The organism is Mangrovimonas sp. DI 80 (assembly GCF_001975575.1).
GTDB lineage: Bacteria > Bacteroidota > Bacteroidia > Flavobacteriales > Flavobacteriaceae > Mangrovimonas_A > Mangrovimonas_A xylaniphaga.
Window position 1 is genome coordinate 882830 of the sequence record NZ_MSDT01000002.1, and the last position, 25902, is coordinate 908731.

At 42.2% G+C, this 25902-nt stretch carries 22 protein-coding genes; 1 reads left to right on the forward strand and 21 read right to left on the reverse strand.

All coding sequences use genetic code 11. The features are described from left to right. Positions 1-48: 48 nt before the first annotated feature. The 9 genes from BKM32_RS04490 to BKM32_RS04530 form a co-directional block, all read right to left on the reverse strand. Entirely contained in the window at positions 49-822 is a 774-nt protein-coding gene (locus BKM32_RS04490; protein WP_076662711.1) for a trypsin-like peptidase domain-containing protein, read from the reverse strand. 98 nt (positions 823-920) lie between these two features. Continuing rightward, a complete protein-coding gene (locus BKM32_RS04495; protein ID WP_076662712.1) occupies positions 921-1685 on the reverse strand; it encodes an FkbM family methyltransferase in 765 nt (254 codons plus the stop codon). 141 nt (positions 1686-1826) lie between these two features. Further along, a complete protein-coding gene (locus BKM32_RS04500; protein ID WP_076662713.1) occupies positions 1827-2444 on the reverse strand; it encodes a rhodanese-like domain-containing protein in 618 nt (205 codons plus the stop codon). A 28-nt stretch (positions 2445-2472) separates the two neighbouring features. Then, positions 2473-3135, reverse strand: coding sequence for a rhodanese-like domain-containing protein (locus BKM32_RS04505; protein ID WP_076662714.1), 663 nt, complete (start codon positions 3133-3135; stop codon positions 2473-2475). A gap of 15 nt (positions 3136-3150) precedes the next feature. Next, entirely contained in the window at positions 3151-3741 is a 591-nt protein-coding gene (locus BKM32_RS04510) for a YeeE/YedE thiosulfate transporter family protein (protein WP_076662715.1), read from the reverse strand. 18 nt (positions 3742-3759) lie between these two features. Further along, entirely contained in the window at positions 3760-4290 is a 531-nt protein-coding gene (locus BKM32_RS04515) for a YeeE/YedE thiosulfate transporter family protein (RefSeq protein ID WP_076662716.1), read from the reverse strand. A gap of 10 nt (positions 4291-4300) precedes the next feature. Next, entirely contained in the window at positions 4301-5257 is a 957-nt protein-coding gene (nrfD, locus tag BKM32_RS04520; RefSeq protein WP_076662717.1) for an NrfD/PsrC family molybdoenzyme membrane anchor subunit, read from the reverse strand. 12 nt (positions 5258-5269) lie between these two features. After that, a complete protein-coding gene (locus tag BKM32_RS04525) occupies positions 5270-5803 on the reverse strand; it encodes a 4Fe-4S dicluster domain-containing protein (protein ID WP_076662718.1) in 534 nt (177 codons plus the stop codon). Continuing rightward, positions 5800-8043, reverse strand: coding sequence for a molybdopterin-dependent oxidoreductase (locus BKM32_RS04530; protein ID WP_076662719.1), 2244 nt, complete (start codon positions 8041-8043; stop codon positions 5800-5802). Before BKM32_RS04530 ends, BKM32_RS04525 begins: the two co-directional genes overlap by 4 nt. 165 nt (positions 8044-8208) lie before the next feature. Here BKM32_RS04530 and BKM32_RS04535 point away from each other — a divergent pair, with 165 nt between their 5' ends. Further along, positions 8209-10098, forward strand: a complete 1890-nt coding sequence (locus BKM32_RS04535; RefSeq protein WP_076662720.1) for a hypothetical protein — start codon at positions 8209-8211, stop codon at positions 10096-10098. A 36-nt stretch (positions 10099-10134) separates the two neighbouring features. On the opposite strand, the gene BKM32_RS04540 is transcribed toward BKM32_RS04535, so the two are convergent. The 12 genes from BKM32_RS04540 to BKM32_RS04595 all read right to left on the reverse strand — a co-directional run bounded on the left by BKM32_RS04540 (position 10135) and on the right by BKM32_RS04595 (position 25817). Next, positions 10135-11925, reverse strand: coding sequence for a cation:proton antiporter (locus BKM32_RS04540; protein WP_076662721.1), 1791 nt, complete (start codon positions 11923-11925; stop codon positions 10135-10137). A 118-nt stretch (positions 11926-12043) separates the two neighbouring features. Further along, on the reverse strand, positions 12044-13111 hold the full coding sequence (rsgA, locus tag BKM32_RS04545; protein ID WP_076662722.1) for a ribosome small subunit-dependent GTPase A: 1068 nt from the start codon (positions 13109-13111) through the stop codon (positions 12044-12046). A 204-nt stretch (positions 13112-13315) separates the two neighbouring features. Beyond that, positions 13316-13909, reverse strand: a complete 594-nt coding sequence (locus tag BKM32_RS04550; RefSeq protein WP_123812059.1) for a hypothetical protein — start codon at positions 13907-13909, stop codon at positions 13316-13318. Positions 13910-14159: 250 nt separating this feature from the next. After that, positions 14160-14465 (reverse strand): hypothetical protein, encoded by a 306-nt coding sequence (locus BKM32_RS04555; protein WP_053976646.1) that lies wholly within the window; start codon positions 14463-14465, stop codon positions 14160-14162. 389 nt (positions 14466-14854) lie between these two features. After that, positions 14855-16183 carry an amidohydrolase family protein gene (locus BKM32_RS04560; protein WP_171971845.1) on the reverse strand — a complete coding sequence of 443 codons (1329 nt, stop codon included), beginning with the start codon at positions 16181-16183 and terminating at the stop codon, positions 14855-14857. 172 nt (positions 16184-16355) lie between these two features. Then, positions 16356-16994, reverse strand: coding sequence for a DUF6266 family protein (locus tag BKM32_RS04565; protein WP_076662724.1), 639 nt, complete (start codon positions 16992-16994; stop codon positions 16356-16358). Between the two features lie 188 nt (positions 16995-17182). Next, positions 17183-19408: a TonB-dependent receptor gene (locus BKM32_RS04570; protein WP_076662725.1), complete on the reverse strand. Its 2226-nt coding sequence runs from the start codon at positions 19406-19408 to the stop codon at positions 17183-17185. Positions 19409-19511: 103 nt separating this feature from the next. Next, positions 19512-20000 carry a hypothetical protein gene (locus BKM32_RS04575; RefSeq protein WP_076662726.1) on the reverse strand — a complete coding sequence of 163 codons (489 nt, stop codon included), beginning with the start codon at positions 19998-20000 and terminating at the stop codon, positions 19512-19514. A gap of 119 nt (positions 20001-20119) precedes the next feature. Next, complete coding sequence (locus tag BKM32_RS04580) at positions 20120-21112, reverse strand: HupE/UreJ family protein (RefSeq protein WP_076662727.1); 993 nt, start codon at positions 21110-21112, stop codon at positions 20120-20122. Beyond that, on the reverse strand, positions 21109-21981 hold the full coding sequence (locus BKM32_RS04585) for a peptidyl-prolyl cis-trans isomerase (RefSeq protein WP_076662728.1): 873 nt from the start codon (positions 21979-21981) through the stop codon (positions 21109-21111). The genes BKM32_RS04580 and BKM32_RS04585 overlap by 4 nt, the downstream gene beginning before the upstream one ends. 4 nt (positions 21982-21985) lie before the next feature. After that, positions 21986-23881 carry a DUF3604 domain-containing protein gene (locus BKM32_RS04590; RefSeq protein ID WP_076662729.1) on the reverse strand — a complete coding sequence of 632 codons (1896 nt, stop codon included), beginning with the start codon at positions 23879-23881 and terminating at the stop codon, positions 21986-21988. A 43-nt stretch (positions 23882-23924) separates the two neighbouring features. Continuing rightward, positions 23925-25817, reverse strand: coding sequence for a DUF3604 domain-containing protein (locus BKM32_RS04595; RefSeq protein ID WP_076662730.1), 1893 nt, complete (start codon positions 25815-25817; stop codon positions 23925-23927). Positions 25818-25902: the final 85 nt, after the last annotated feature.

The following is a 25902-nucleotide window of genomic DNA, read 5'->3' on the forward strand; positions in this document are numbered from 1 at the left end:
GTTTAAGGTATCAAATGTAGGGTTTGTTTGTTTCTTTTCAAGGTCTATTCATTTATAATTGGCTTTACGGTAATCTATATTATAATCCTCAAATAATTTCTTTAAATAATGTACGCTGCCAATAACGGCCAGCTTTCCTTCGGCGCCAGAAATAATACCTACTAAATAACCGTTTTTGTCAATGACGGGTGAGCCGCTCCTTCCTTGTGGCTGTGGGTTTGTATCGAAGGATTTCATATAATAATAGTCTCCCAAATTATCCGCACATTGCAGTTTTGTCAAGGCAGGCGCGCTATTGTCTTGTTGTTTCGCTCCCCATCCCAGGGCATAAACAATTTCATTGGCCTGTATTGGTGTGTACCGTATTTTTAGGGGATAGAGGTCTGGGGGGAGTTTTTCAATTTCAAAGAGAATCCAATCCCTTACTTTAAGCGTGTTGAATTCTCCTATGTTTTCTTTGGGGTTGCTATTGATCAAATCTTTAACGCCTATAGTTTTACTGCTGTTGTTCTTGGGGTAGAGTTTCCAATACTCAAATGTTGGTCCCAGATCTATGCTCTCTAAGTTTAGCTGGTTTTTAAATACCATAAATAAATGTTTGCAGGACACTCCTAAAGTGTCTCGTCCGGTATCAATGAGGAATGCGTTGGCGAAATCTTTGTAGACTTTGTCTTTAAACCCTATCTCGTTGGTGAGGGCGAAGTTGGGCCATTGTGCAATTGGCTTATCAATCCAAGGTTCTTTAGGTGGGGCAGGCTGTTCTTGGCATCCTAAGGTCACTAAAAGCACTCCGATTGCAATTGATTTAATTCCATTCACCATGTTAGCTATTTTTTTAGATTGATTTGTAACTTCTAATGGTTATCTAATGCCTACTTACCATTGGCTTTAGTTGTGTGGTTTTTTAATTTATTGATAGGTCATTTTTTTAAAATAAGATTGGCGTAGCTTGGAATATCTTCGGCATTGTTAATAGGTCGATCTTTATGGTCTATCCAAATACAATCATATCCTTTTTGGGTGAAGTAGTCAAAGATAAAGTGTTTGGTGTCTTCCCTAACTTCCACGGCAAAAATGCAATCCTGCAAGTCGATACTTAGGCCTGAAATGATATCGTCTTCACAGCCTTCGGCATCTATTTTTATCAGGTTGGGTTGTCCAAATTCAGTAACTAGGGCATCCAAACTTTTAAGGGTGACGTTTTCTGTAAATCCCTTGAAGCTGTCTTCTACAAATTTCCTTTTAAAAGAGCCTTTTCGTCCGCCCGTTTCGGTATCCCTAAAAAACTCCTGTTGTGTGTTCTCTTTTCCAAGCCCGTAGTTGAAACACTTAACGTTGGTACATTTGTTGATGTTGGTATTGAATTGCAAAAACGCATAGTTTTTAAAGTCGGGTTCAAAGGAATAGACGGTTCCTGAGATGCCAGCTGCTTCGCTAAAAGGCAAAGCGTATTGGCCAATATTTGCCCCTATATCAAAAACAATATCTCCAGGCTTTATATAAGCTTTAATTTTATTCTGAATATGTTCTTCATATTGAATCTGCTTCTGGAATAGAAATGTGAGGTGCTGCGATCTTTCGTAGTAGAGAACTTTGTTGTGATTGTTGATTTTCTTTGCAACAATATCACTTTTTGAAAAAGTTTTAACGGCTTTGGATACAAGATCGTAAACGGTTTTTTTCATACGGTTTCTATTGGCTAAGTGGCTGTAAACTATAGGTTAAAAATACCAAATATTTGGCCGTTTTTAGAACCTTATTTTTGTTTTTCTCTAGAAATAAAAGAGGTGCGAGCTTTAAAGCAAAGGAAGTATAGTATGTGTTTTTTAACAGCCGCCCTCTGCTTTGCGTTTCTTTTTCTTTTCAACCGTAATCACTTTTTTATGGACATCCGCTGTTGGAGGGACTATGGTATTGGAGCTATCCAAATGCTTTTGGGAGTCCATGATAAACCCATTGATATCGTGAGGAAGGGTTTCTGTTTTTGACTCTTTTGTGATGAGTTTGTTTTGCGAGTAACTGAGTTCTACAGGTAGGATTTTAAGATTATCGAATCCCAACTGGTAGAGGATAAGAAAAGGAATGTTGGCTTCTTCGGGAGTGCTTCCGTAAAGCGCGGTAGGTGTATCTGATTTTTTTAGGTCCTGCAGTAGTTTTTGGGAGGCTTCACTCATAATATCCACGGAAGGCATGTTTATGGCATTTTGTAAATGACCTTTGTTGTACTCATAAGGGTTTCTAATGTCTATAAATGCCACATCTTCATTTTCAATAAGGGAATAGGGTAGGAAATAATCTGTTGAGGTGATTTTTTCCAAAGTACTTTTGGTGTTGAAAGCATAAGTGTTTTTGGGGCGTTTATAGGTTAAAAAACCTATCAATACGGCCAGGATAAATAGCGTGGCAGCAATGGATATTCGTTTGGTTTTCTCTAATTCTTTCATGGTATTATGTATAAGGTCAATTTTAGACTTAACAGCCGCCTTCTGCTTTACGCTTCTTTTTCTTTTCTACGGTAATTACTTTTTTAGGCGTTGAAGGAGCAGAGGGCAACTCGGTACCTAAATTTTGATCTGGGTATGCTACGCCAAAATACATACTGGCCGCTTTTCTGGTAGCATACAGTTTAAAGTCCGCTTCAGGCATGGCCTCACTTGGTTTGGTAGGATTGATAATGGTGCTATACCAAGTATTAAGTCCTCCTTGTAAAACATGTAGGTTTTTAAACCCAAGGCGGTCGCACAACATCCAAGCTTGGTCGGCATGAAAGGTATCGTTGGAATAGAACACCACGTCAAACTGGTCTTGGTTGAGGTATGTAAGAGAGTCTTCGTCCAACAATTTTGACAGCGGGATATTAATGGCATTAGGCAGGCTATAATTATTATAGCTTTCTTCGTCCCTCACGTCTACCAAAATAAAGGAAGGATCTTGGCTAATGAGTTTATGGGAAATATCATCGGTGGAAATATAACGCTCCGGACTGATGGCATGGCTTAATAACTGTTTGGAGCGAATGCCTTCCTGTTTTTCATATTTAGGTAATAATACCAATCCGGCAGCAAGAATGATCAAGGTTGCAGCCAGTATTTGATAGCGATACGAGAGGAATTTTACGGTTTTCTTTTTGTCCATGAGGATCAAGTTTAATTAGTAAAACACACTTTTTACTCTTTTTCTAACCAAATCGGCAATGCCAAATGCCACTACGGCAATAATGGCAAATACAAAAATCACCCAGTAGGGATTCCATCCAAAGGAATCTATCAAAGTAATGTTGCCAAAGTTGTAGCCGTCATAGATGGGTTCAAAAAGATTGAAGAGTTCTGAAAATACAAAGACGCCAATCATGATGCCAATTACATACACCCAAGCATCCAATTTACCGATGGCTACGGCACACAAACTGGTGCCTGGGCAGAACCCGCCGGTTACAAAACCAGCGCCCATAATTACACCACCTATGATAGCCCCCCATAAATAAGTAGGGTGCACATAGAGTTGTGAGATATCCAGATATCCCAAGTAATCCATATAGTAAATGCCAATCACCGATACGGCTGCTGCGGTAAAGAATACTTTCAATACGGCGAAGTCATAGCCGTAAAACACACCGGCCAATTTTCGCGAGGATGAAAAGCCTGAAGCTTCCAAGACAAAGCCAAAGGCAATCCCAATGAATATTGCTATGATACTATCCCATTCCATTGGAATATAACCGCCAGGAATTAAAGGTCCCATAATTCTATTTTTTAAATTTTAAATCCAATTCTTTCTAAAAAAATACGCGAAGGCATAGGCCGATCCAAAAATGGCCAGCATAGTAAGAAACCCTCCTGTTGACAATACGGCCATGCCGCTTAAAGCGGCACCACTAGTACATCCTCTTGCAATTTGAGCGCCGAGTCCGAATAAAACACCTCCTATAAGCGCAAAAATCAAACGGCGTTTAGTCGTTATTTTAGGGGAATGCTGAACGCGCCACTTAATGCGTCCACTGATGCTCCCCGAAATAAACGCGCCAATTAAAATGCCTAGGGCTTCAAATACCAGCCAGGTGTTCATAGGGGAGTCCCCTTCCTTGATAAACTGGCTGTAATAACTGTTGCTTTCGGCGTGTTTAGGGGCGACATTTTCAACGACCGTTACCACACTGCTTTTCATGGCACCACTGGCTCCCAAACCTCTACCGGTAAGGTAAAAGGTGAAAATAATGATGATGCCCAAAAGGAAACCTCCAAAATAGGGGTTCCAGTATACGTGTGGGTTTGCTTTGTGTTTTGTATTCATAACAAATAATTTAATAGAGGTATCGGGTAAGTTGTCCTGCTTCTACCATAATAAACCTAAAGATAAGCCCGCCGATGATGACTAAAATAGCAGGAACTGCTACGGGGACTTTATAACCTAATAATTCAATGACTTCCAAAATGGCAGGTACGAGTAGGCCCAAGAGTATGACGAAGCCAAAAAACATCAGGGTAAATTCACCGCCTACCAAAAGGTCCATGGCTTCCAATTGTACTTGCGAGCCTGCATAATAACCCATAATCATATGGGTGATTAGGGCAATTTCTATGATAATTAAAGCTAGATCTATTTTGCTGAACAAATGGCGTTCTTCTCTATTTCTGGACAACAAAATAATGGCTGCCGCTCCTGTAGATAAACCAGAGGTCAAGAACAATGGCCCTAAAATGGCGTTGTTCCACAGAGGGCGCGCATTAAAGGCCGATAATAAAATGCCTGTATAAACCCCCAAAATTATCGATAGGGGGACAAGGGCATAGGCCATATAGGTTCTGTTGGCAATTAGGAATTTTTCGAATTTATCTAAAAACTTAAATTTTTTAAAGAGTTTGAGTTTCGATTCCCACTTAGGGAAAGTGTTTCTGTAAAAGCTGAATAACCATAAAAAGGACAGCGGAGTGGTAATGAGTAATACCCAAGCGCCCCAGGACATTGGGGATTCTATCCTAAAAGTGGTGTATAATCGCCAGGTGTATAGTGGATGTGTTAAATCGTAAACCAATGCCAAGAGACCAATGGATAGGGCGATTGGCGGTATTATGGCGGCTGCTTTCAGAGCAGGATACTGTTTTTCTTTTCCCATGAGGTAGAATAAAGCTGCAAAGAATAGGATGCCCGCAGCAAGCCCTCCCAAAAATAGATACAGGGAGATGGGCCAATGCCAAATTTGTAATGAAGGATCAATGTTTGGAATGTTTCGGCCGCTTGTAAATAGTTCTTCTTCCATGGTACTTTAGCGTTAAATGAGATAAAACACGTGAGGATCGGTTCCTGCCTCTGGGGATAGGGTTTTATGTTTTCTGTTTTTCAGCAATTGTGATATTTCGCTATTCGGGTCGTCCAAATCGCCAAAATACATGCATTTAGTTGGGCACACAGAGACACATGCGGGCTGTTGCCCTTTTTCCAATCGGTGGTGGCAAAAGGTACATTTGTCTACATAGCCATCGGGGTGTTGGTATCTGGCATCGTAAGGGCAGGATTCTATACAGGCGCCACAGCCGATACATTGGTCGGCAGTCACCAAAACAATACCGCCTTCCACCACATGGCTAGCCCCAGTTGGACAGCATCTTACGCATGGCGGATTGGAGCAATGGTTGCAACGTTCCGAACGCAATTCCAATTCCAGATTGGGGTAAGAGCCGCTAACAGCTTCAGTAATCCAATCCCTGCAATAGCCATGGGGCACATTGTTTTCTGTTTGGCAAGCGACCACACAGTCACTGCAGCCAACACATTTTAAGGTGTCTATCACCATTGCATATCTCATACCATTGTATTTTTATGTGGATCTTCGGTTAAAATGGAAACAAAGTTTCCTCTTAAACCGGTACCACCCATTAGTGGATCTACGACGATTTGGGAAATAAGTTCGGCGTCACTGGCACCTTTTCCAAAGGCGCGGGTCAATTTTTTATTGTTATGGCCAAAGCCATGGTACATATATACAGAATCCCAACGAATACGCTCTGTAACTCTTACTTTGATAGGGAAAGCAGATAGAATGCCATCTTGGTTTTTAAGCCAAACGGGCTGGTCTTTTTTAAGATCTAGGATTCGGGCTACCCTTGGGTTGACCCAAAGGGTGTTTTCACTTTTTAAATCGCTTAAATAAGGGTTGTTAATCGTTCTACTGAACGTGTGCATTGGAGATCTTCCGTAATTTAACCTGTAAAACCCTTGTGGTGGTTGCGGATGGTGGGTGTAGACAGGCATAGGATCGAATCCTAAATCTGCCAATTCTTGAGAATAGAACTCTATTTTTCCACTAGGAGTACCAAAAACATAATCCTGTCCTTCTTCGAGGAACAATGGTCCAGAGGTTCTTTCGAAGTTCTTAACGCCTATCTTTTTCATTTCATCCAAAGAAGTCCCCAATTTGTTGAGTTGCCATTCAATGACCTCTTCAAAATCGTTGTAATTGAAATAGTCTCCCAAACCAATACGGTCGCCAATTTGTTTACTGATCCACCAGGCAGGTTTGGAATTGTATTTAGGCTTTACAGCTGGAATACGAACGGCAATGGACGGATGACGGTTGGTGGCAGAGCGAATACCGTCATAACGTTCTAAATAGGTGCATTCCGGTAATACCACATCGGCATAGCCTGTGATTTCCATAGGCATGGTATCTACCACGACCAAAAATTCAACAGCATTAATAGCTTCAAGAGTTTGTTCTCGCTGTGGCAGGGTGTTAATTAAATTAGTGCCGGCAATCATCCATGCTTTTATAGGATATGGATTATCTTCATTAGGTATGGTTGCTTTGACTACTTCCGAAGTATTTCCCATTTCGGCAAATGGATATTGCTGACCTATTTCATGCCAGCCCCATTTAGGCTCTGGATAGGCTGGATGCGGGTATTTTGGAATACTGATTTTCTCTTTAAAGTAGAACCCACCTCGGTTACCCCAAGAGCCCAAAAGACCATTTAAAATGGCAATGGCTCGCTCGCGTTGCGAGTCGTCACCATACCAGGTCACATGGCGTCCAGGGTGTACAATGGTAGCTGGGGCAGCCGCAGCCATAAGGCGAGCCGTTTCCCTGATGCTATCAGGTTTTATGGTGGTGATACCGTAGGCCCATTCCGGAGTGTATGGTTTTACGTGGGCTTTTAGTTCCTCGAAGCCAATGGCATATTTTTCAACGTATTTTTTATTGTAAAGCTCTTCTTCAATCAACACATGCATCCAAGAGAGTAGTAATGCAATGTCAGTCGCGGGTTTGATTGGTAACCAATGAGACGATTTACTAGCGGCTGTAGAAAATCTAGGGTCTACGGTAATAATGGTAGCTCCATTATCTATGGCATCCGACATTTCCTGAACCTGGGTATTGTGCATGTTTTCCCCAATGTGGGAACCAATAAGCACCAAACATTTGGTGTCCCTGATATCGGTAGGTTCTGGAGAGCCTACCCAAGAGCCAAAGGTGAGTCCAAAGCCTGTTTCTCTTGGGCCTCTACACTGCGCGTAGGCAGGTTCAGCAATGGTATCGGAGCCATAGGCTTTAAAGAGGTGTTCTAAATGGCTTCCTGGAGAGCCGTGTTTTAAAAGCGCAAACGACTCAGGGCCGTACTTCTGTTTAATTTCTGTGAATTTCTCGGCAATCAGGTCTAGAGCCTCCTCCCAACTGGCTTCCCTGTAGGTTTCTTCACCGTTTATGGTGGTTCTTATTAATGGCGTTTTTAAACGATCTTCATCGCTGTACATACCAATACCTCCCGTACCTCTTGGGCAGAGTCTTCCGTTACAGTGCGGGTCATCATCATTTCCAATCACTTTTTTGATGTCGCCAGTTTCGTCTGTATAGGCCCATGCTGCACATTTCCAAAAGCATACCTCACAATATGTAGCAGTTCTAGAAAGTTTTTTGGCAATATTTTCTTTTACGGCAGCATCCAATAATGGATTGGGTGCTAATAAATTGACTGCTGAAGAGGAAAGTGCTAAGCCCCCTAACCCTAAAGCTGAAATTTTGATGAATTTTCTTCTGGATGTCACCATAGCTATTTGGATTGGTTCTTAAAGTTAAGGAATTTTTTAATCTTTTTTGAGAGATTAAAAGTATCATTTCTACACTTGGTTTCTTGTAACAATTGTTACAGTTGAAGCGCTTTTTTGATAGTGTTTAGGGGGAAGATTTATTGTAAATTTGAACAAGCGCTCACTATGAAAGAAAAGACCTATTTCAGATGGATTTTGATACTGGCCATTTTGTTATTTGGCTTGATGTATGTTGTGAGGCATACAGATGTTTTTAGGTCTCAGGAATTTTCAGGGGAGCAATATGAAGGTAAGGTTGTTTCTGAAGTTGAATCCTGTTTTCAGTGCCATCAGCAAACCAAGGGGTTTTCAGAATACCACAATCCAGAACTTATAGGCTGTGCCAATTGCCATTTGGGAAATACAAGTTCCTTTAATAAAGAGGAAGCGCATGAAGGCATGGTTTTGATACCGGGTAATTTAGCCGATGCCCAAAAGACCTGTGGAAGATGTCATGCCAACGAATTACATAATGTAGAGCACTCCCTTATGACTACCAATAGTGGGTTGGTGGCGGTCGATAAATTTGTGTTTGGTGAAGCCGATAGCTTGAATGCCCATTACCACATTAAAAACTTGCAGTATTCGGCAGCCGATAAACATTTACGGGATTTGTGTGCCAATTGCCATTTGGGGGGCCAAAAAACCGATTATGGCCCTATTACTCAATTAAGTCGGGGGGGAGGGTGCAATGCTTGTCATTTAAATTATTCCCAACAAGCCAAAGCAGACCTTTCTAGTTACATGGCATCTAACAAAACCCAGCTGCCACAGGTACATCCTTCCAATGATGTGTTTATGGACGATACTCATTGTTTTGGCTGTCATAGTCGTTCCAGCAGGATTTCTACCAATTATATAGGGCTTCAGGAAACCTTGTTGGATGAAGCTGAGGTGGCCCATAGCAAGGGGCATGTGGTTTTGGAAGACAAAAGGGTCTATAAACAGTTGCAGGAAGATGTGCACCATACTAAGGGTCTATTATGTATCGATTGTCATTCCTCTCACGAGGTGATGGGCGATGGTAAGACCTATTCCCATGCCGAAGATGCCGTTACCCTGAAATGTAATGATTGCCATTTCAAATCCAAGCCTCGTACGGTGCCTTTCGATTCGATTGATAGGGAAAGTAGATTGGTTTATTTACATAGAGGTTATGAGCACCGTGATAAAGAAATTTTAGTTAAGGAAAAAGATGGGCGACCTCTTATAAATACTTATGTGGACTCTTTGGGGAATGCCTTTCTAATTGGAAAAAAGGATCAGAAATTGCATCCTTTGGCTCCGCAATCGGCTGTGTGTTCTCGTGACAATACCCATAAAAATGTGAGTTGTAGTGCCTGTCATTCCTCATGGATACCACGCTGTATTGGTTGCCACAATAAGTTTGATGGCAATGAAGCCCAGGCCTTCGATTTGTTGGCTAAGAAATTGGTGAAAGGTCAATGGAAGGAGTATGTTGCTGAGTTTTCGGCCTCCCAACCGGCTTTAGGAGTTAGGGAACACAAGGACGGTAATACGGTTGAGCCTGCCATACCGGGGATGGTCATGACCATAGATAAAGGTAGTTATAGTGGTCACCCTGATACCGATGTGTCCTTTCATAGACTCTTTGCGCCCAATGCACCTCATACTACAACAAAAGCAGTGCGCGACTGTAAATCCTGCCATGCCAATCCCTATACTTTGGGCTATGGCAACGGAACTTTGGTATATCAAACAAATAAAGAAATAGGGGAATGGGTCTTTACCCCAGAATATGCCTTAAATCCTAATGATGGATTGCCGGAAGATGCTTGGATACCTTTTATGAAGGAGGGAACTGCCCAAGAGCCAACATCAACAAGAACCAATTTTAGGCCTTTTAATGTAGCTGAACAACAGCGCCTCTTGTTTGTCGGGGCCTGTTTACAGTGCCATGATGATACGTCCAAGGTCATGCAACAAACTTTGGAACAGGGATTGGAAATGAGTATGAAACAATTGAGCAAGGCTTGTATTTTGCCAGTTCAATAGAGGGATTACTGCAGCATTGAAATGCGAGTTGTTATTTCATGTTATAAAATGTACCTTTTCCAAAGGCTGTAATTGATGTCCAAAATGAAATAGTTTTTTATGTCCAGAGGGACCTTCAATCAAAAGAGGTAAGACATTTAAATTGGATGCTATCTGTTTTTTTATCCATGCCCTGCTATCCATTGGAACTGAAATTTGGTCAATGCCTTTAGAATATTCTTCCGAAGAAATCTTTTGGAACCAATAATTCACATCTACCCCAGAGGCAAAGAGACTGGAGGTATTGGACAGTTCCAAAATATCTATTCCTGCTAGGTAGTTGCTTTTGGAAAGTAAGACATGTGTGTTGGGTATCTGAAAACTGCCACTGGCCAATTGGGTAGCAAGGATATTGACTTCCGTATTAGCTGTTGCGGCTATAAAGGTCTCTATGGTAGCGGCACCGGTTTCTGCCAATACCTCTTCCTGTAGGGCATTCCCGTGATAGCAAACAAACCCCTGTTCATTGGTTTGTTTGACAATATCTTGGTTGGCGTCTATAAAGGTAATTTTGGTTTGGTCTTTTAAGTATTGGGCAATCAAAAGGCTTAACGGGTTAGCGCCCAATATTAATAGGCCCTCACGTTTGTTGATCACTACCAGTTCCTCCCGTTTCTTCAGCCAATCGGTGGTCCATTTCAATAAAAAAGGAACAGTCATAGTAGTTAATATAGCCATAAATACCAGTATGGAAAATATCTTTTGGTCAATAATGCCCATTTCCAACCCAATACCAGCAATGATAATCTCTACTGCTCCGCGGCCATTCATTCCTGCCCCAATAGTAACGCCCTCTCTCCAGCCCAGGCCAGTTGGCAGATAAAATAGAGCAACCCCTAAGATCTTTCCAATTATGGCCATGGCAATGATGGTCAATAGCATGGGGAGGTCCGTATGAAATACGTCTAGATTTACCATAAAACCGGCCGATACAAAAAATACAGGCGCCAAAAAGCCAATGGACACATCGTAAAAGGCTTTATGTACTTCTTTTGAAATATTCTTGGGAAATAAATTGTCCTTGATAAAGAGGCCTGCCATAAAAGCTCCTAAAATACTGTGCATACCTGCCAACTCCGCCAATTCTGCATAGGCTAGGGCCACAATGATAATGCTGGTGAAAAAGAAGGTGCTACTGGCCGATTTAAACTTAGAAAGATATCTCCCTAATCTGGGCAATAGGTAGATGCCAATAAGAATGGTCACTGAAAAGAAGGCAATGGCTTTTAGAGCTACAACTAGAAGTTCGGAGGCGTCAAAGGTTCCCATGGCAGCCGCGCTCAGGATCCCGGCAAAAATCAAAAGTGCCAAGGTGTCTGAAATCAATGCGCCAGCCATAAGAACGTAAGCAATCCGGGTGTTCAGGAGTTTTAGATCAACCAGTATTCTGCTTTTGGTGGCTAGGGAGGTCACGCCTACGGCCATCCCAACAAACATTCCGGCCATGGCATTGCCGCCAAACCAAATAGTGGCATAATAGCCTAAAGCAAATGGCACAACAAAGCCACCTATAGATGCCAAAAGTCCAGGCCAGGATGCTTTTTTTAGGTCCTTAAAATCAATCTCAATACCAATATACACCATAAGCAGCATGATGCCTATTTCAGAAAGCACCCTAATGGTTTCTGTATACTCCAACCAACCCAACAGCCCGGGACCTAATAGGATGCCGATCACAAGTTCGCCTAAAATAGACGGGTAGCCAACGCGTCTGGCAGCGGCCCCTCCAAGCCATGCAGTTACAAGTACTGCTAAAAGGTTGATGATATTTAGGTCGAAAGCTTCCAATGCCTTCTAAATATAATTTTTTTTCTACACTAAACCAATAGGGGTGTCTCTATGTATTCTGTAAATCAGTTTGTTGTGTGAATGTGGAATGCTGTGGTGTAATTATCTAATGAAGCTTTTAGTGCTTACCTCGCTTTTTAGCGTTCTTAAATTCCTTGACCATTTTTCCGAATGCTTTGTCCTTTTTGCGTTTTTCTGCAACTGTGGCTTCAAAATGTTCCTTTTCCCGTTCCATTTTTAGGTAGTTCTCGTAGGACATAACATCGATTTCACCTTTATCCACAGCTGAAATGACGGCGCAACCTTTTTCGGTGGTGTGGGTGCAATCTTTAAACTTGCACTGTTTAGCTAGTTCCAAAATGTTTTCAAAAGTGAGCTCCAAACCTTCGGTAATATCGGTAATGCCTACTTCCCGCATGCCGGGGTTGTCTATAATGATGCCCCCGTTGTTAAGTACCTGCAGTTCCCTGTGTGTGGTAACGTGGCGCCCACGGCTGGTATGCTCGCTAATGGCTTTGGTTTTCATCAATTCGTGTCCTGACAAGGTATTTAAAAGTGTCGACTTTCCAACACCCGAAGACCCCAACAAACAATAAGTTTTCCCTTTTTCTATAAGGGTTTTTACGGTGTCAATCCCTTGTTGCGAGGGGTTACTTATGGCAAGAACAGGAATTTTAGGCAGTCTTTTGGCGATGCTTTGCAATAGTTCCGAAAGAACTTCCTTTGATACCAAATCAATTTTATTCAAAATGATTACTGGATCTACTTTTGAGTCATTGCAAATGGTCAAGTACCTTTCAATTCGGTTAATGCTGAAATCCCTGTCGGCAGCTTGCACTATAAATGCTGTGTCTATGTTGGTGGCAATGATCTGTGCCTCTCCTTTTTTGCCCACTGCTTGCCTCTGCAAAATAGAGGATCTAGGGAATACGGCATGGATAAGGACCTTATCGGTATCATAGTCTGAAATGGCGACCCAGTCACCAACCGCAGGAAAATCGGCTCTACTTTGGGCTGTATACCTTAAGTTGCCCAATATTTCGCCTTCATAGTCCTGTTCTACAGTTTTTACAATATAGCGCTCCTTGTGTTCGGCAATTACCCGTCCTACTTCAAAGCTGTCAAGGCCATGTTGTATGCGATAGGTTTCCAAGTTGGGATTGTATCCTAAATCTTCAAGTGTCATTTTTTAAGAGCGTTGAAATTGCTTGAAATGGCCTGTAGTTTTACTTAAGTTGTTAAGCGTTTATTCTAACTACTAAAGTTAATTAATTCTAGCTGTTTTTCTTGAGGATTATATGGGAAATTCAAGCAGTTAGGGTTTTTCAAAACATGGAATATTTATTATAGCTGTAATTGAAGGTTAGAGTTTTTTTGCTGTTATTTTGATTTAGTTTAAATCTTTTGTGTTAAGTCTGTTGGATATTGTATTTGTGGTTGTGCGAAGAAAATAGAAAAACCAACTTACCAAGCCGACCATTTTAGAGCCGTCTTCGATAATATATGGATTGATATAAGGAATTTGTAAAATGTCCAATCCAACTGATAACCCAAAAAAGAATAATGCCATGACCAGCAGTATGTAATCTGTTTTTAATATGGTGGGAAGGAATATTACAAGATGGGAAATAATCAGTCCTACATAAATGGAATATATTAGCAATTCAGGGACCCCGAAATAGGGAAATACTGACTCGTGTAACAGAAAGGCATCATCAAACCCTAAAAGTAATGTGACCAGTCCCGAAATTAAAAGGAACTGACAAGTTTTGTAATTTTCTTGGCCTTTAGGAATTACAAGGGCGCAAAAAAAACAGATTGCAGCAGAAGTGGCCCAAAAGAATATGCCTATTTGAGAAAAGAATCCTGTGTAGAATGGGGCGCCTGCTGCCGAAATGGGGTCTCTAGTGAGTGTGCCAATTGGGATTTCTTTCCATAGGTTTAGCAGTATTACGAGACCAATTAGCATTGTTGAAATGGTCATTATAAGAGTAATTGCCAATATATTTGATTTGAGAAGTGTGAGTTGTAATTTTAGGAATTCCATGGTTGTCTTATTAGTGATGAAAATCGTCTAAGCAGAAATAACTCTCTAATAGTTTAGTGATTATGCTAAAGTTTGGTAAGAGGTAATTCTGTTAGTTTTTCGTAGAGTTGATTAAATGATTTAATATGTCAGATGTCTCATATATTTAGATTATTAATAGACTTATGTTAGAGCTTAATTGCAAAATCTAGTAAGCTGTTATTTGCGATTTGATGCTGGCTTTATACCATAAATATTTTTGTTTATAGTGGTTTTTAGCACAAATGCAGCCCATTTTTTGGTCTGCTTGAGTACTTGAAATTTTGTATAGGGAGAGAATCAAGTAGGTAGGAAATTTTAATCTATAATTTGGAGGCAGTTCTACTTCAACATTTTTTTGGGTAGGTACATCTACTAAATGACAGGTTGCATTACAATCCTTCAGGGAACAGCTTGCAAAATGGCTTAGCTTTCTATAAACACTAGCAAAGATTCCAAAGGGAATTAGTGCCATGACATATCATCAATTGGTTGGTTAATGTTAAGGTATTGTTTTTTTTTAAATTTTCAATATGTTAACGTGTTTATTTGTAGTGTATTATGGTTTTTTTTATAAAAATACCTACAAATAGGTATTTGAAATGCGTAATGAAGTATATATCCCTAACATATTGTGGCTGCCGTATATTGTACTAGTGTAGAGTCTTCTTTAATGTTTCTGTACTTTTATTTTTTTTCTGTTTAGGGTATTGAGGATTTATTTTTTCGGGGCGATAATTAGTATGCTTTTCTAGGTAACTGAAAAGATTTAATTTTTTTCAAGTTAAATATTACTCTTTGTTGATAGGCCGTTAGCAATTAGGATCCTGATTCTTGTTGGCAAAATCAATTTTCAATATGGATTTAGTTGTTAATGGAATTGAGTATTAAAGTGATACGTTCCTTATCATAAATGTTGCCATGTTGAATTACCATAAAAATGGTTTCAGTGTTCTCAATGTTTTCCAGAGGGTTTTTATCCAAAAGTACCAAGTTTGCTATTTTTCCTTTCTCAACAGTACCAAGGTCATGCATTCTATTTAAAAATATGGCGGGATTTATGGTAGCAGTTTGTAGTGCTTCCAAAGGTGTAAGCCCAGCTGCTACAAATAACTGAAGTTCATCATGTAGGTCATAGCCTGGGTATATAAAAGGCGTTATATAATCAGTGCCGGCAAGAAAATGGGTGCCAGCATCGTTCATGGGTTTTATGACTTTTAGAATTTCATTAAATAGCCTAGAAGCTACTTCCTTGTATTCATCGTCAGGGATGACTATTTCTTCGGGATTGGCAGTGTCATTGATGGCATACCAGCTTTCTAGTTCATCTTTTTGGATGTATTTGTTTTTATCTGGATGATAGGAAAGGGTGTCGTTACCTGCCCATCCTCGCCACATTACAAGTGTGGGACAAAACCAAGTATTGCCAGAACTGGTAATCCTAGGTATTTTAGAATAGGCGTGAGAGTTTAAAGAGTCTAGAAATTGAGCATAATACTTGGGAACGTTAAAAATACCCTCACTTGTAAAAAAAGTGGAGTCGCGCTTTTCAATTCTGTGGGCCAATTCATCTTTGTTTTTAAGTGCTTCCTGTAGCGCTACAGTATGCTCAATGCTGACTACACCTGCGTTTATGGCTTCTTCATGGGTTACAGATAAACTAAGGTGGGCTGCCATAGGGATATTTAATTTCTGGCATTCATCGGCTATCGCAAAAAAGGTTTCCCTAGAGAGTCCCAATCGGGTTTTGATAAAATCAAACCCAAGGTCTTTTTGTCGACGTACTTCCTGTCTCCCTTCTTCTGGGGCAAAGATATGGTCAAGGCCTAAATCCATACCGTGAGGACCGTCACCTTCAATGGTATTGCCCGAACAGTAAAATTCTAGCCCTTTATAAACACCATTTTTTCTTTGTTGTAAATGGTATAACTTGCCATTACCATCCAATTCTCTTATTCCTAGCACTCCATTGGCAATAAGAAGTTTTGGCACCCAGTCGAAGGAGGCTGTATGGGCATGCATGTCCCAAAGTGCAGGAATCACATATTTGCCTGAACAGTCTATTACTCTGTCCTGTTTGGAGAGCTTATCTCTATGAGGGGTAAGCTTTTGAATGTGCCCATTAACAATCCATAAATCTTGGTGATAGGCAATGTTGCCGCTTTTTATATCAATAACATTCAGGTTGCTCAATACCGTGGTATTAGGATTTTCCGTAGTACACCCAATTATGCAAAGTAGGATTGCTAAATAAAAGTAAATATTAGTAAAATTGGTTTCATTGTGATTTGTGGAACAGATTCTTGTTTTTTCTCTCAACAGCATTAAGTGGAAATCAATTTACTATGTTAATCCAAAAGTGTATCTACACCTTCACCACCCCAAAATAATCACTCAGAGATGCGGTTTGGGTTTGACTACTCATAAAGGCAGCCCATACATGCCATTGCATTTCCTCCTTGGTGGAGGGTAAGGAAACGCTGTAACTTAGCGCGTTTCTCGGGGTTTCCGTGAGTTGCCAAAGATAATTGTGGGTTTGTGGATTATATAGAACGATAATTAGTTTATCGGTGGGATGTGCCATGGCCTTATGGCTGTTGTCTGTCCATTGCAGTTGTAGTTGACTTGAAAAGGAAAGCTGTAGGGTTGCATCTTCCAGGCCTCTCAAGCAACCCATGGAAACAAGGGCTTTTGAGTAATTTATACTAAAGTTGTTTTCTTGTTGGAGTAATGCCTCGCGCAAATGGTACGACATGGCGGTGTTATAACCAGTTTTTTGTAGTCCCGTAGCGTCAAAAGTTTCTATGAGCAATTGCTTTAACGGACTTAAAAACGCAGAAACTGTTTTAAATTTTTGGAGTTGTAATTGTTGAGTTGGCGTGGGTTGGTGATTGGTGTTCGCCGGTATGTTGCGTAATACATTGATGCCTTTACAGGAAGTGCCTAACAGAGGACCTAATTTTCCTGAAACGCCTCCCATAATCCCTTTGGGAAGTTGTGCCATGATGCAAAGTTTAGTTAAATGGTTAATATTGGGCTTTTAAATTATTGTATTTCTGTGAGTTACGCAAAATATTGTGAGATTTTTTTTTGATTTTGTCTTACTTTCTTCTGCCTATCTAGGGGCTTTGTTTGACAATTCTTCGTGTTTTCCCAGTAAAATGGGGCATTTATATCTATAAAATCACCTCTTTAAAACCTATAATTTACCGTGCCTTTAGCGAAAAATGGGGTGCCTAGTGTAAAATGAATTTCCTCTACAGAGGAGGCTTCATCAAACAAGCGGCTTTCGGTGGCAAACTGGGTTTCGTTCCAGTTTACATTAAACAGATTTTCAATAATAAGGCCTACCTGTATCTTTCCCAAGTCATAGCTTAGGGACGCATCCGTGACTACATAACCTTCGGCGACAATGGAGTTGTCCTCGTTGGCGGGACGGTCCTTAAGGTAGCGCAGATTGATACCCCCTGAGAACTGTTTGTAGTTGTTTATGGAGAGTCCTGCCGTAAGGGTAGTGATAGGCGCCAAAGGGATATAGTCGGCGTTGCTGGGAGCATCCAAACTTCGGGCATGGGTAAAGGTGGCATCGCTGTTCAGGTAGATCCAATCATTTAGTTGGTAGCGAAGCCCCAAATCAAGTCCGTAGCGTTGGGTTTTGCCACTGGGTTCTACAATGCCGGCATCGCCTACATATACAAATTCCTGTTGCAGGTATAGATACCACAGGGCAGTGTGCACTACCATTTTTGACCATGGTTTCCAAACGGTACCCACATCTACGCCGTAGGCCTTTGGCAGAATCTCCCTCCCTTCCTGTTGTACCACCACGCGGGCATCGTTGGAATGAAACCCAACCCCCGACTTAACAAACCATTGCAGGCGCTCGTTGGCGGTATAGAATACATTGAGTTTCGGACTTAATATGGCTTTGGTTTCTGCTAAGGTGGCATAGGTGTCGGCTAGGGCATCTACATACATGAAGTTGAAATAGTTCAGCCGAAGGGCAGGCACCAGTTTAAATTTCCCTAGAGATAGTTCGGCATTTGCAAAGGCATAGAGCTGGGTTTGGTTGATGTTGCCCAATTGCATGCGCTCTAACACGTCCTTCCTGTTTTTGGTGTGAGTGAGCTCGTTTTGGTGGCTCATATCGTGTCGCAATCCTGCGCCGCCATTCAACTTTAGGTCCATATTGTTCCATTGGGTGTTGTGTTGCACCTGGGCATTGAAGCCCAAAATATCCCTAGTTTCGGTCTGCTTGATTTGGTCGCCATTGATGGGGTCTTCCAAGAAGAAGGTGAAATTGGAATAGAGCTCAAAGGTGTAACGGCTATAAAATACATTGGCGCTTAGCTTGGTGTCTTGGTCCACAATGCCCTTGTATTGTACATTCACATTGCTTCTGCTGGTGGTGCCGCCTTCGGTATCGTCTATGGCTCCGAAGCGGTCAATGATACCCTGGTCTATGGCTCTCTGCGGAATTTGCCCAGAGGCATCCCATCGACTCGTAAAATGTGATACGCCCAGACTGATGTTGTTGCCGTCTCTAAGGTTGGCCGTGTATTTCCCCAAGGCATTGAGACGGTTAAAGTTTTGGGGCGAATGGAATGGGCCATCGGTGGCCAGATATTCTATGGCCATATAGGCTTGGTCGTTGCTTTCTTGCGAGGTCAATTTGAACATGCCCAAGGTACGCACCGTATTAAATTGCCCGTAGGTAAGGGCAATGGTGCTCTGTTCCAGGTCATCCTTGGTGCTAAAGGCCACATAGCCCGCCGTAGCAAAGTCCCCACGTTCGGCATAATAGGGGCCTTTCCCAAAGTCGATGGTTTCCAAGGTTTCGGGAATCATAAAATGCAGGTCGCTATAACCCTGACCATGGGCATGGGATACCATGTTGATAGGCATGCCATCTACGGACAGGTTAATATCGGTGCCATGGTCGATATCGAAGCCTCTTAAAAAAATCTGTTCGGCTTTGCCCCCGCCTGCATGTTGCCCAATAAACAAACCGGGCACTTTTCGTAATATTTCCTGAGAGGAGTTCACCGGACTGGTTTCAATGTCTATCCGACTTATATGATGCATAGGGTCGATATCCTTGGTTATGACCAGTTCGTCCAATGAGAGCAATTTGGAGGCCATCACGATGTTAAGGCCTTCTTGGAATGCTTCAGGACTGACGATAATGGTCACGGTTTTAAAGCCCAAAAGGTTGGCAGAAATGGAATCGCCTGCATGGGTGTGTTCCAAACTAAAACGACCGTCCATGGCAGTGTGTGCATGAACCTTGGAAGTGTGATTATACACATACACATTTTCCAAAGGTTGTTGGTTGGTATCGGTAATGCTACCCTGTAGGGTCTGGGCATAATTGGCCCCAACAGTGAGCATGATTAGTACCACTATTAATTTTTTCATTAATAATCGTTTAAAAAGTTAGGCATGGGAGACCCCATGTTTTAAATGAAATGCATAGCCATATAGGCCCAATATTTGGACAGCCGGCTATTTTGAAAAAAAACTAAGAAGCCTTTGGAGGAGGAAGGTTTATGGGTAAGTAGATGGCATAATAGCGTGAACAAACACACCAATTGGTTTTCCTTGGAATGCGAATGTTCTGCTTGTGAAACCTATGAATGAGAGGTAAAATGTGTTTATCGAATTGCAGCAGTGTTGTATGTTGTTCTTGTTGATTGGTGTTGCTTTCGGCCGACGAAAAAAAGGAAGCCAAAAGGCTTATGTAACCATGTTTATGCTGATGGGCAGATGGATCGGAATGCTCGTGATCCGAAACATGGTCATGTGAATGTTCATGATGCCCACTGCTGACCATAAAATGATGGTTGTGTTTGTTGAGGTGGTCTTGGCGCGCTTTTAATGCTGTTTCCAAACTATGAGAGAGGGTATGGAGCATGGTTAAGGCCTCCTTGTGTATGGGAACAAAAAGGTAGAGCAGCAGCACGGCCACTAAAGAGGTTTGAAGTATTAAATTCCTGAATCCTTTCAACATTACAACAGTAAGAGTCTTTCAATAATTCAAATATAGTAAGGGGTATAGGGCAGTTTCAAGCGCTTCATGATTTCTTAATCTATTGGCAACAATGGCTTATTCTTTGATAGTTTTAGCCCTTAACCAAAGAATCCTACCACACGTTCAATGGTCCAAAAGGCGGCAATGCTACCAATGGCATAGGCTGGAATGTTTTTCACAGCCAAAGGCCAGTCTTTTTTTAGTGACAATAACCTTAAAATACCCAATACGGCAACTACAAATGCTAACTGTCCCAATTCTACACCTACATTAAAAAAGGCCAATGCCAAAGGAATTTCAGATTGAGGCAAACCTACTTCCGTTAGAGCTCCTGCAAAACCAAAACCGTGCAGCAATCCAAAACTGAAGGCCACTAACCATGGCTTTTGGGCTGTTAAGGTGGGCTTGCCTTGATGGATTTTGGTCATTTCAAACGCTAAAAACACAATGCTCAAGGCGATGATGGCTTCCACTGGTGGGCCGGGAAGGTTGGCAAGGCCTAATACGGCCATACTTAAAGTGATACTGTGTGCCAAAGTAAAGGCGGTGATGGTGGTCACCAATTTTTTAAAGCCTTTGGTAATGATGATAAGCGCCAGAACAAACAAGAGATGGTCTATCCCAAACCAAATATGTTCCACGCCTAACACTGTGTAGGTCTGTACTACCTGCCATTTGCTACTGCTACCGGGTAAAAGGGCTATGGGTGCGTCTGGATGCAACATCAGGGAGACCTTTTCGCCATTGAGGTAGGTGATGTTTACCAAGACATCTACCATAGTTTTGTTGAGGTTAACAATTTCAATATGGCTTCCCTCCAAAGGACGGTTCCCCGATAAGGCGTAGTTGTGTATCATAGCGCCGCTTACGGGTCTAGGGATTCCAGCTTCACTAAGCTGAAAGCCATCCTCGAAGCTGGGGTATATTTTTAGTGACATATCTCCCATGGCGGGAACTTTCCACAGTATTTGGTAATGGTTGTCACTTTCCTGCACAATCTGCAAATAGGCGGGCCTGATCTCGTGGGCACCAATGGGGAGGGTCAACAATAGTGCAAGTATTAATAGGATATAACGTAGGGAGCGTTTCATGGTTGTTGGTTTTGGGCCAATTCGTCTATGGTGGCTTTTTCAAGGTTGTCTGCTGTAATGCGCACCTTGTAATTGTCCTTAAGCGCTTTTAGGATGGCTGCTTGGCTTTCCTGCTCCATTTGGTATTCGTATTCACGCTGGACCTTATCCTTTACTTGTGCAAAGTTTGGAGTGCTTGGCGGTGTTCTGGATTCAATAAAAACTAAATGCACCCCATAACCAGACACGATAGGCCCCGCCCATTGCCCTGTAGGCAAGGTTTCCAACTGCTGCGAAAACTGTTCGCCAAACTCGCGGTTCAGGTAAAAGGCATCGGTGTCTTGAAGGGCGTAATCCAAAAGAAAAGGATCGCCTTTATCTCTCATGTTCTGAGTGTCCATGGAACCATATTCTTTTAATACGGCTTTGGCCTTGTCATAAGGATTGACATGATTATCTGCCGTAAACAATATTTGATACAAGGTGTACCGGTAGGGCGTTGCAAAGTCTTTTTGGTGTTCCTCAAAATAGCTCTTTAAATTTTCTTCGGAAGCTGGTGCGACCAAGCCGGAAAGGTCCTGGCTAAGGAATTCCATTTTTTGGGCGAGCCTGCGTTTTACAATCTCGTCGTTATGGTCTAGGTTCATCCTAAGGGCTTCCCTGTACAAGACTTCTTGGTTCACATATTTGTCGATAAGGCCCTGTAACTCTTCTGAGGTTGGAGGCCGTTGCCATTGCATGCGCCAGAGTTCGGCCATATGTTCAACATCGGCATTGTCAACAATGATATCCTGTTCGGTATCGCTTTTGTTTACTTGAGTATACAACACAAATAGTAGGCCGCCCAAAAGGAAGAAGTGGATTAGGGGTTCTTTAATAAGTTGTTTCATATAATTAGTTTGGGTTATACCAGATTGGTGAACTATAGATGCGTTCCTGAATGGTAGCAGGATGATTTGTTTCTTTTACATCAATACCCAGTGCAATAGCGTCGTACAAAGAGTATCTAGGTGTTGGAATTTCCAGAACTCTCACATAATAAAAGGCACTTTGGCTAGGGTTAAAATCTGGATCTTTCCAGAATACTTTTAGCTCGGCATCTCCTATTGAGTTGGTGTATTTACCTGTTTTAAGGTCTACAGTGTTCCCTACTTTTACCTTGCCATCTGTCCTGCCATCTGATAGGGCAACATCATATACTTTTTCATCAGCAGTGCCATCGGCTTTTAACCAGCCTTTTACCACTTGTATTCTGTCCAGATTGGCGCCATCGGGGTCTTTCATGGCGGATATTAAAAAACCAGGGGCAGTGCCATTTGCTGTTTTGTTCAAATCGCCACCCATAGGAACACCTTTATCATAGCCTGTTTTAACCATTTCGGCATTCAGATCACTTTCTGCAAAATTATAGCCACCAAACACACGTAAGGTGATGCGTGGTCCTGTGGTTGCATAAACTTCTTTGCGTTGGAAGGCATCCACAAGACTTTGGCGTGTGTTGCTTTCGGCCCAAACACCTACCCAGCCTGCGGCTCCCATGTCCCAACCTTTGGAGGAACCAATGCCTGTGGGGTGCGCCCGTTTTTTTGGTTCGGAATCATGTTGGCCTTTTCCTCCAAAGTTGGTCTCTTCTACAGAGGTCATTCCTGTGTGGGAATCGGTACTCCCTACAAAACCTAATTTATAAGGATTAGCTCCAATTTTCTTTTCGAGTTCCAAACCACGCTTTAAACCAGAGCGTACATAATCTGCTTTGGTGGGTTTGGGACGTGCTCCGTCTGGTGTGAGTGCAAAATCATAGGTTTCAAAATCAGCAAATTCATCATTAGGGGATAGGGCGGGGTGGGTTTCAGAGTCTCCTTTAATTTGAGTAATCTCTACAGAGCGTTCCCATTTCATTCGGGCTTCAGCATAGGCTTTGTCTATAGGTTTGCCATTTAAGCGGGTTTCGGCAAACATGAGTCCCAAACTGATATTTGGGTTGTGCGGAATAGCTACGAACTCGGCACCTGTTTGTTTACTTGTGGTTTCCAACCATGCCCAAAGATCTTCTGGGTCATCACTATCTAGTGAGCTATAAGGCAAGAATTGCTTGGCAACATCTCCGTCTTGAGGCATAAAAACAACTCTATGTAAGTTGGCGCCTTTATTGTTAGAGGTCCATTCCCAACCAATTAAAGCAGTGAATTTACCAGGGTCGTTATGTTTTTCAGCGGTTTCAATATAATTATTCCAGGCTTCTGTAACTTTTTTTCCTCCAAAATCACCAACTAAATCTTTAGCCGTTAAGTTCGCCTCATTAGGTTGGTCGAAAGCAGCATAATTCAGGATATCATACAATTTTTGCATGTTTTCCTCCGATTTGTTTGGTGCGATTGCTAAAAACGCTTTTCCGGTTTTTGTATCTGAAATACCAGGTGTGTTTTCATACATAAGTGGAATTGAGCCTATTAACTCGGCATGGTCGGCTACCACAAGAAAATCCAAAGGTTTGGATAGTTGCCAGGGTTTGCCTGTGGTTGGGCTTGTCACTTTTTCCCCTTTGGCAAAACGGTAGGCAATTTCTGGGGTGGAATTAGGGGTTCCAAATAAGAACACATCAAAGGAGTTGCCCGTGTGGTTATGGGTGTCTCCCCAATACACATTTTTTAAAGGATTGGAAGGAACTTTAGTAGTCGTTGTTATTTCCTTAGGGGAGGAGTTAAGAGCAATGGTTGTTTCTTTTGGAGTATCCTTGCAGCCGACCAAAAAAAGAACAGAGAACAATACGCTTGAAATTATGGTTTTCATAAGAATTTCTGTTTTATTTTAAAAATGCAGGTGTCTCAATAGATTAGGGGTTATACCAAATAGGCGAGGTATAGGCCCGTTCCTGTATGGTTCTTGGAACATCATCTGTCATGGTAAGGTTGTAGTTCTTCATGTCGAAGGTGGTCCAACGAGGGGTTGGAATTTCAATAACCCTAACATAATAGAAGGCCTTTAAGGTTGGGTCGAAATCGGGATCTTGCCAAAAGGTCTTCAATTCGGTGGCGCCAATAGTATTTTCCCAAGACGCATTTTTCACGTCTACGGTATTGCCTACAGGAGGTAAGTTGCCTTTGGCATCCAAGCTGCGCTTATCGGCATCGCCCCAAACAACATTATAGACTTTTTCGTGAGTGTTTCCACTGGCATCCAGCCAGCCTTTCACTACTTGAATGCGGTCTAGATTTCCGCTGGTTGGGTCTTTAACAGCGTGGATTAGGAAGGTAGGTGCCTTGCCTTCTGGGGCGGTTTTTAGGTCGCCACCCATAGGCACGCCTTTGTCATAACCAATTTGTACGCTGTTGGCATCGGCAATATCGGCATCGGTATAGTTGAAGCCTCCAAAAAAGCGAACGGTCATTCTAGGGCCGGTAGAGGCATAAGTCTCCTTGCGTTTCATGGCATCCCATAGGGCTTCTCTTGTGTTGGATGTAGCCCAAACACCGGTATATCCCGAAGCGCCCAACTGCCACCCACGAACAAATCCGGAAGGGAAATCCAAAGCTTTTTCAGACCAACGTTCGGCACTAGGTTCAGAGGAAGCATATTTTCCCCAATAATTGTTTTCTTCGGCAGTGGTAAGCGCCGTATGGGAGTCGGTACCACTTACAAAACCATATTTAAAAGGGTTCACCCCAAGTTCACTTTCCAGTTTTAAACCATCTTTTAAGGCCTTTCTAGCGTATTCGGTTTGTAGCATGTCCTTGGTTTTAGGCACCATCACAAGATTCCCTTTGTCCCAAAGTTCAAAATTGGCAAACTCGTCGTTTGGCGATAAAATGGGGTGGGTTTCACTGGTGCCTTTTCCTTGGGTGATTTCGTAGAGGACTTCATATTTGTTTCGAAGCGTGGCCAATTCCTTGGTCAATGGAGAGCCGTCGAAAGCCGTGTTTTTAAACATGAGTCCATTGGAGAGGTTCCCGTTGTGAGGAATGGCCAATAGGGAGCCGCCAGTTTTGGCTTCAAAATTAGCCATCCATTTCCACAGGTCTTCTGGGTTTTCCGAATCGAAGGTGGTCATTGGGCTCATTTGCCTGGCAATGTCTCCACCGTCGCGGTAAATCACGTTACGGTGCAGGTTGTTGCCGCCCCCAAAGTTGGAAGTCCATTCATAGGCAATAAATGCGGTGAATTTTCCAGGGTCATTAAACTTCTCAACAATGTCGATATTTTTTAACCATATGGATTTGGCAAATTCCGGATCTGTAAATACCGGCGGTAGATTGTTGTTGGATTGGCGGTTGATAAGGTCCATCATTACGGCAGCGGCCTTTTCGCCGCCAGCTTCCATATCTTCATGGTATTGGGCCACAATTGGGTCGTCCATGACTTCGGCATCACCATTGATAACAGACATGATTACTCCAGCGCCGTCAGAGTGGTCTGTAACGGCCAACCAGTCTAATGGGCGTTTTAACTTGGCTTTTTGTTTGGTAGCACTAATCACTTCTTCGCCACGGGCAAAGCGCAACGCTTCCTCAGGACCTAGGCGGGTTCCTGCTGCACCAGCATCGGCAGACCAAGCGGTGTGCAAGTGCTGGTCTCCCCAGTAAACATTTTTTAAAGGATTGGTTGGTATACTTGGTGTCATTACTTCTTTTTCGGCAGGGGTGTTGTCGGTTGTGGTGTCTTCTTTTGGAGTGTCTTTGCAGCCCATCATTAGGAGAAGACTAAGAAACGGTAATAGCAGTAGTCTCATAATACCTGTGTATTTACATTATTTAAAGATGAAACGTAGGTAGTCTAAGATTTACAGAGGGAACTACTAAGGTAGTGTTTTTCTT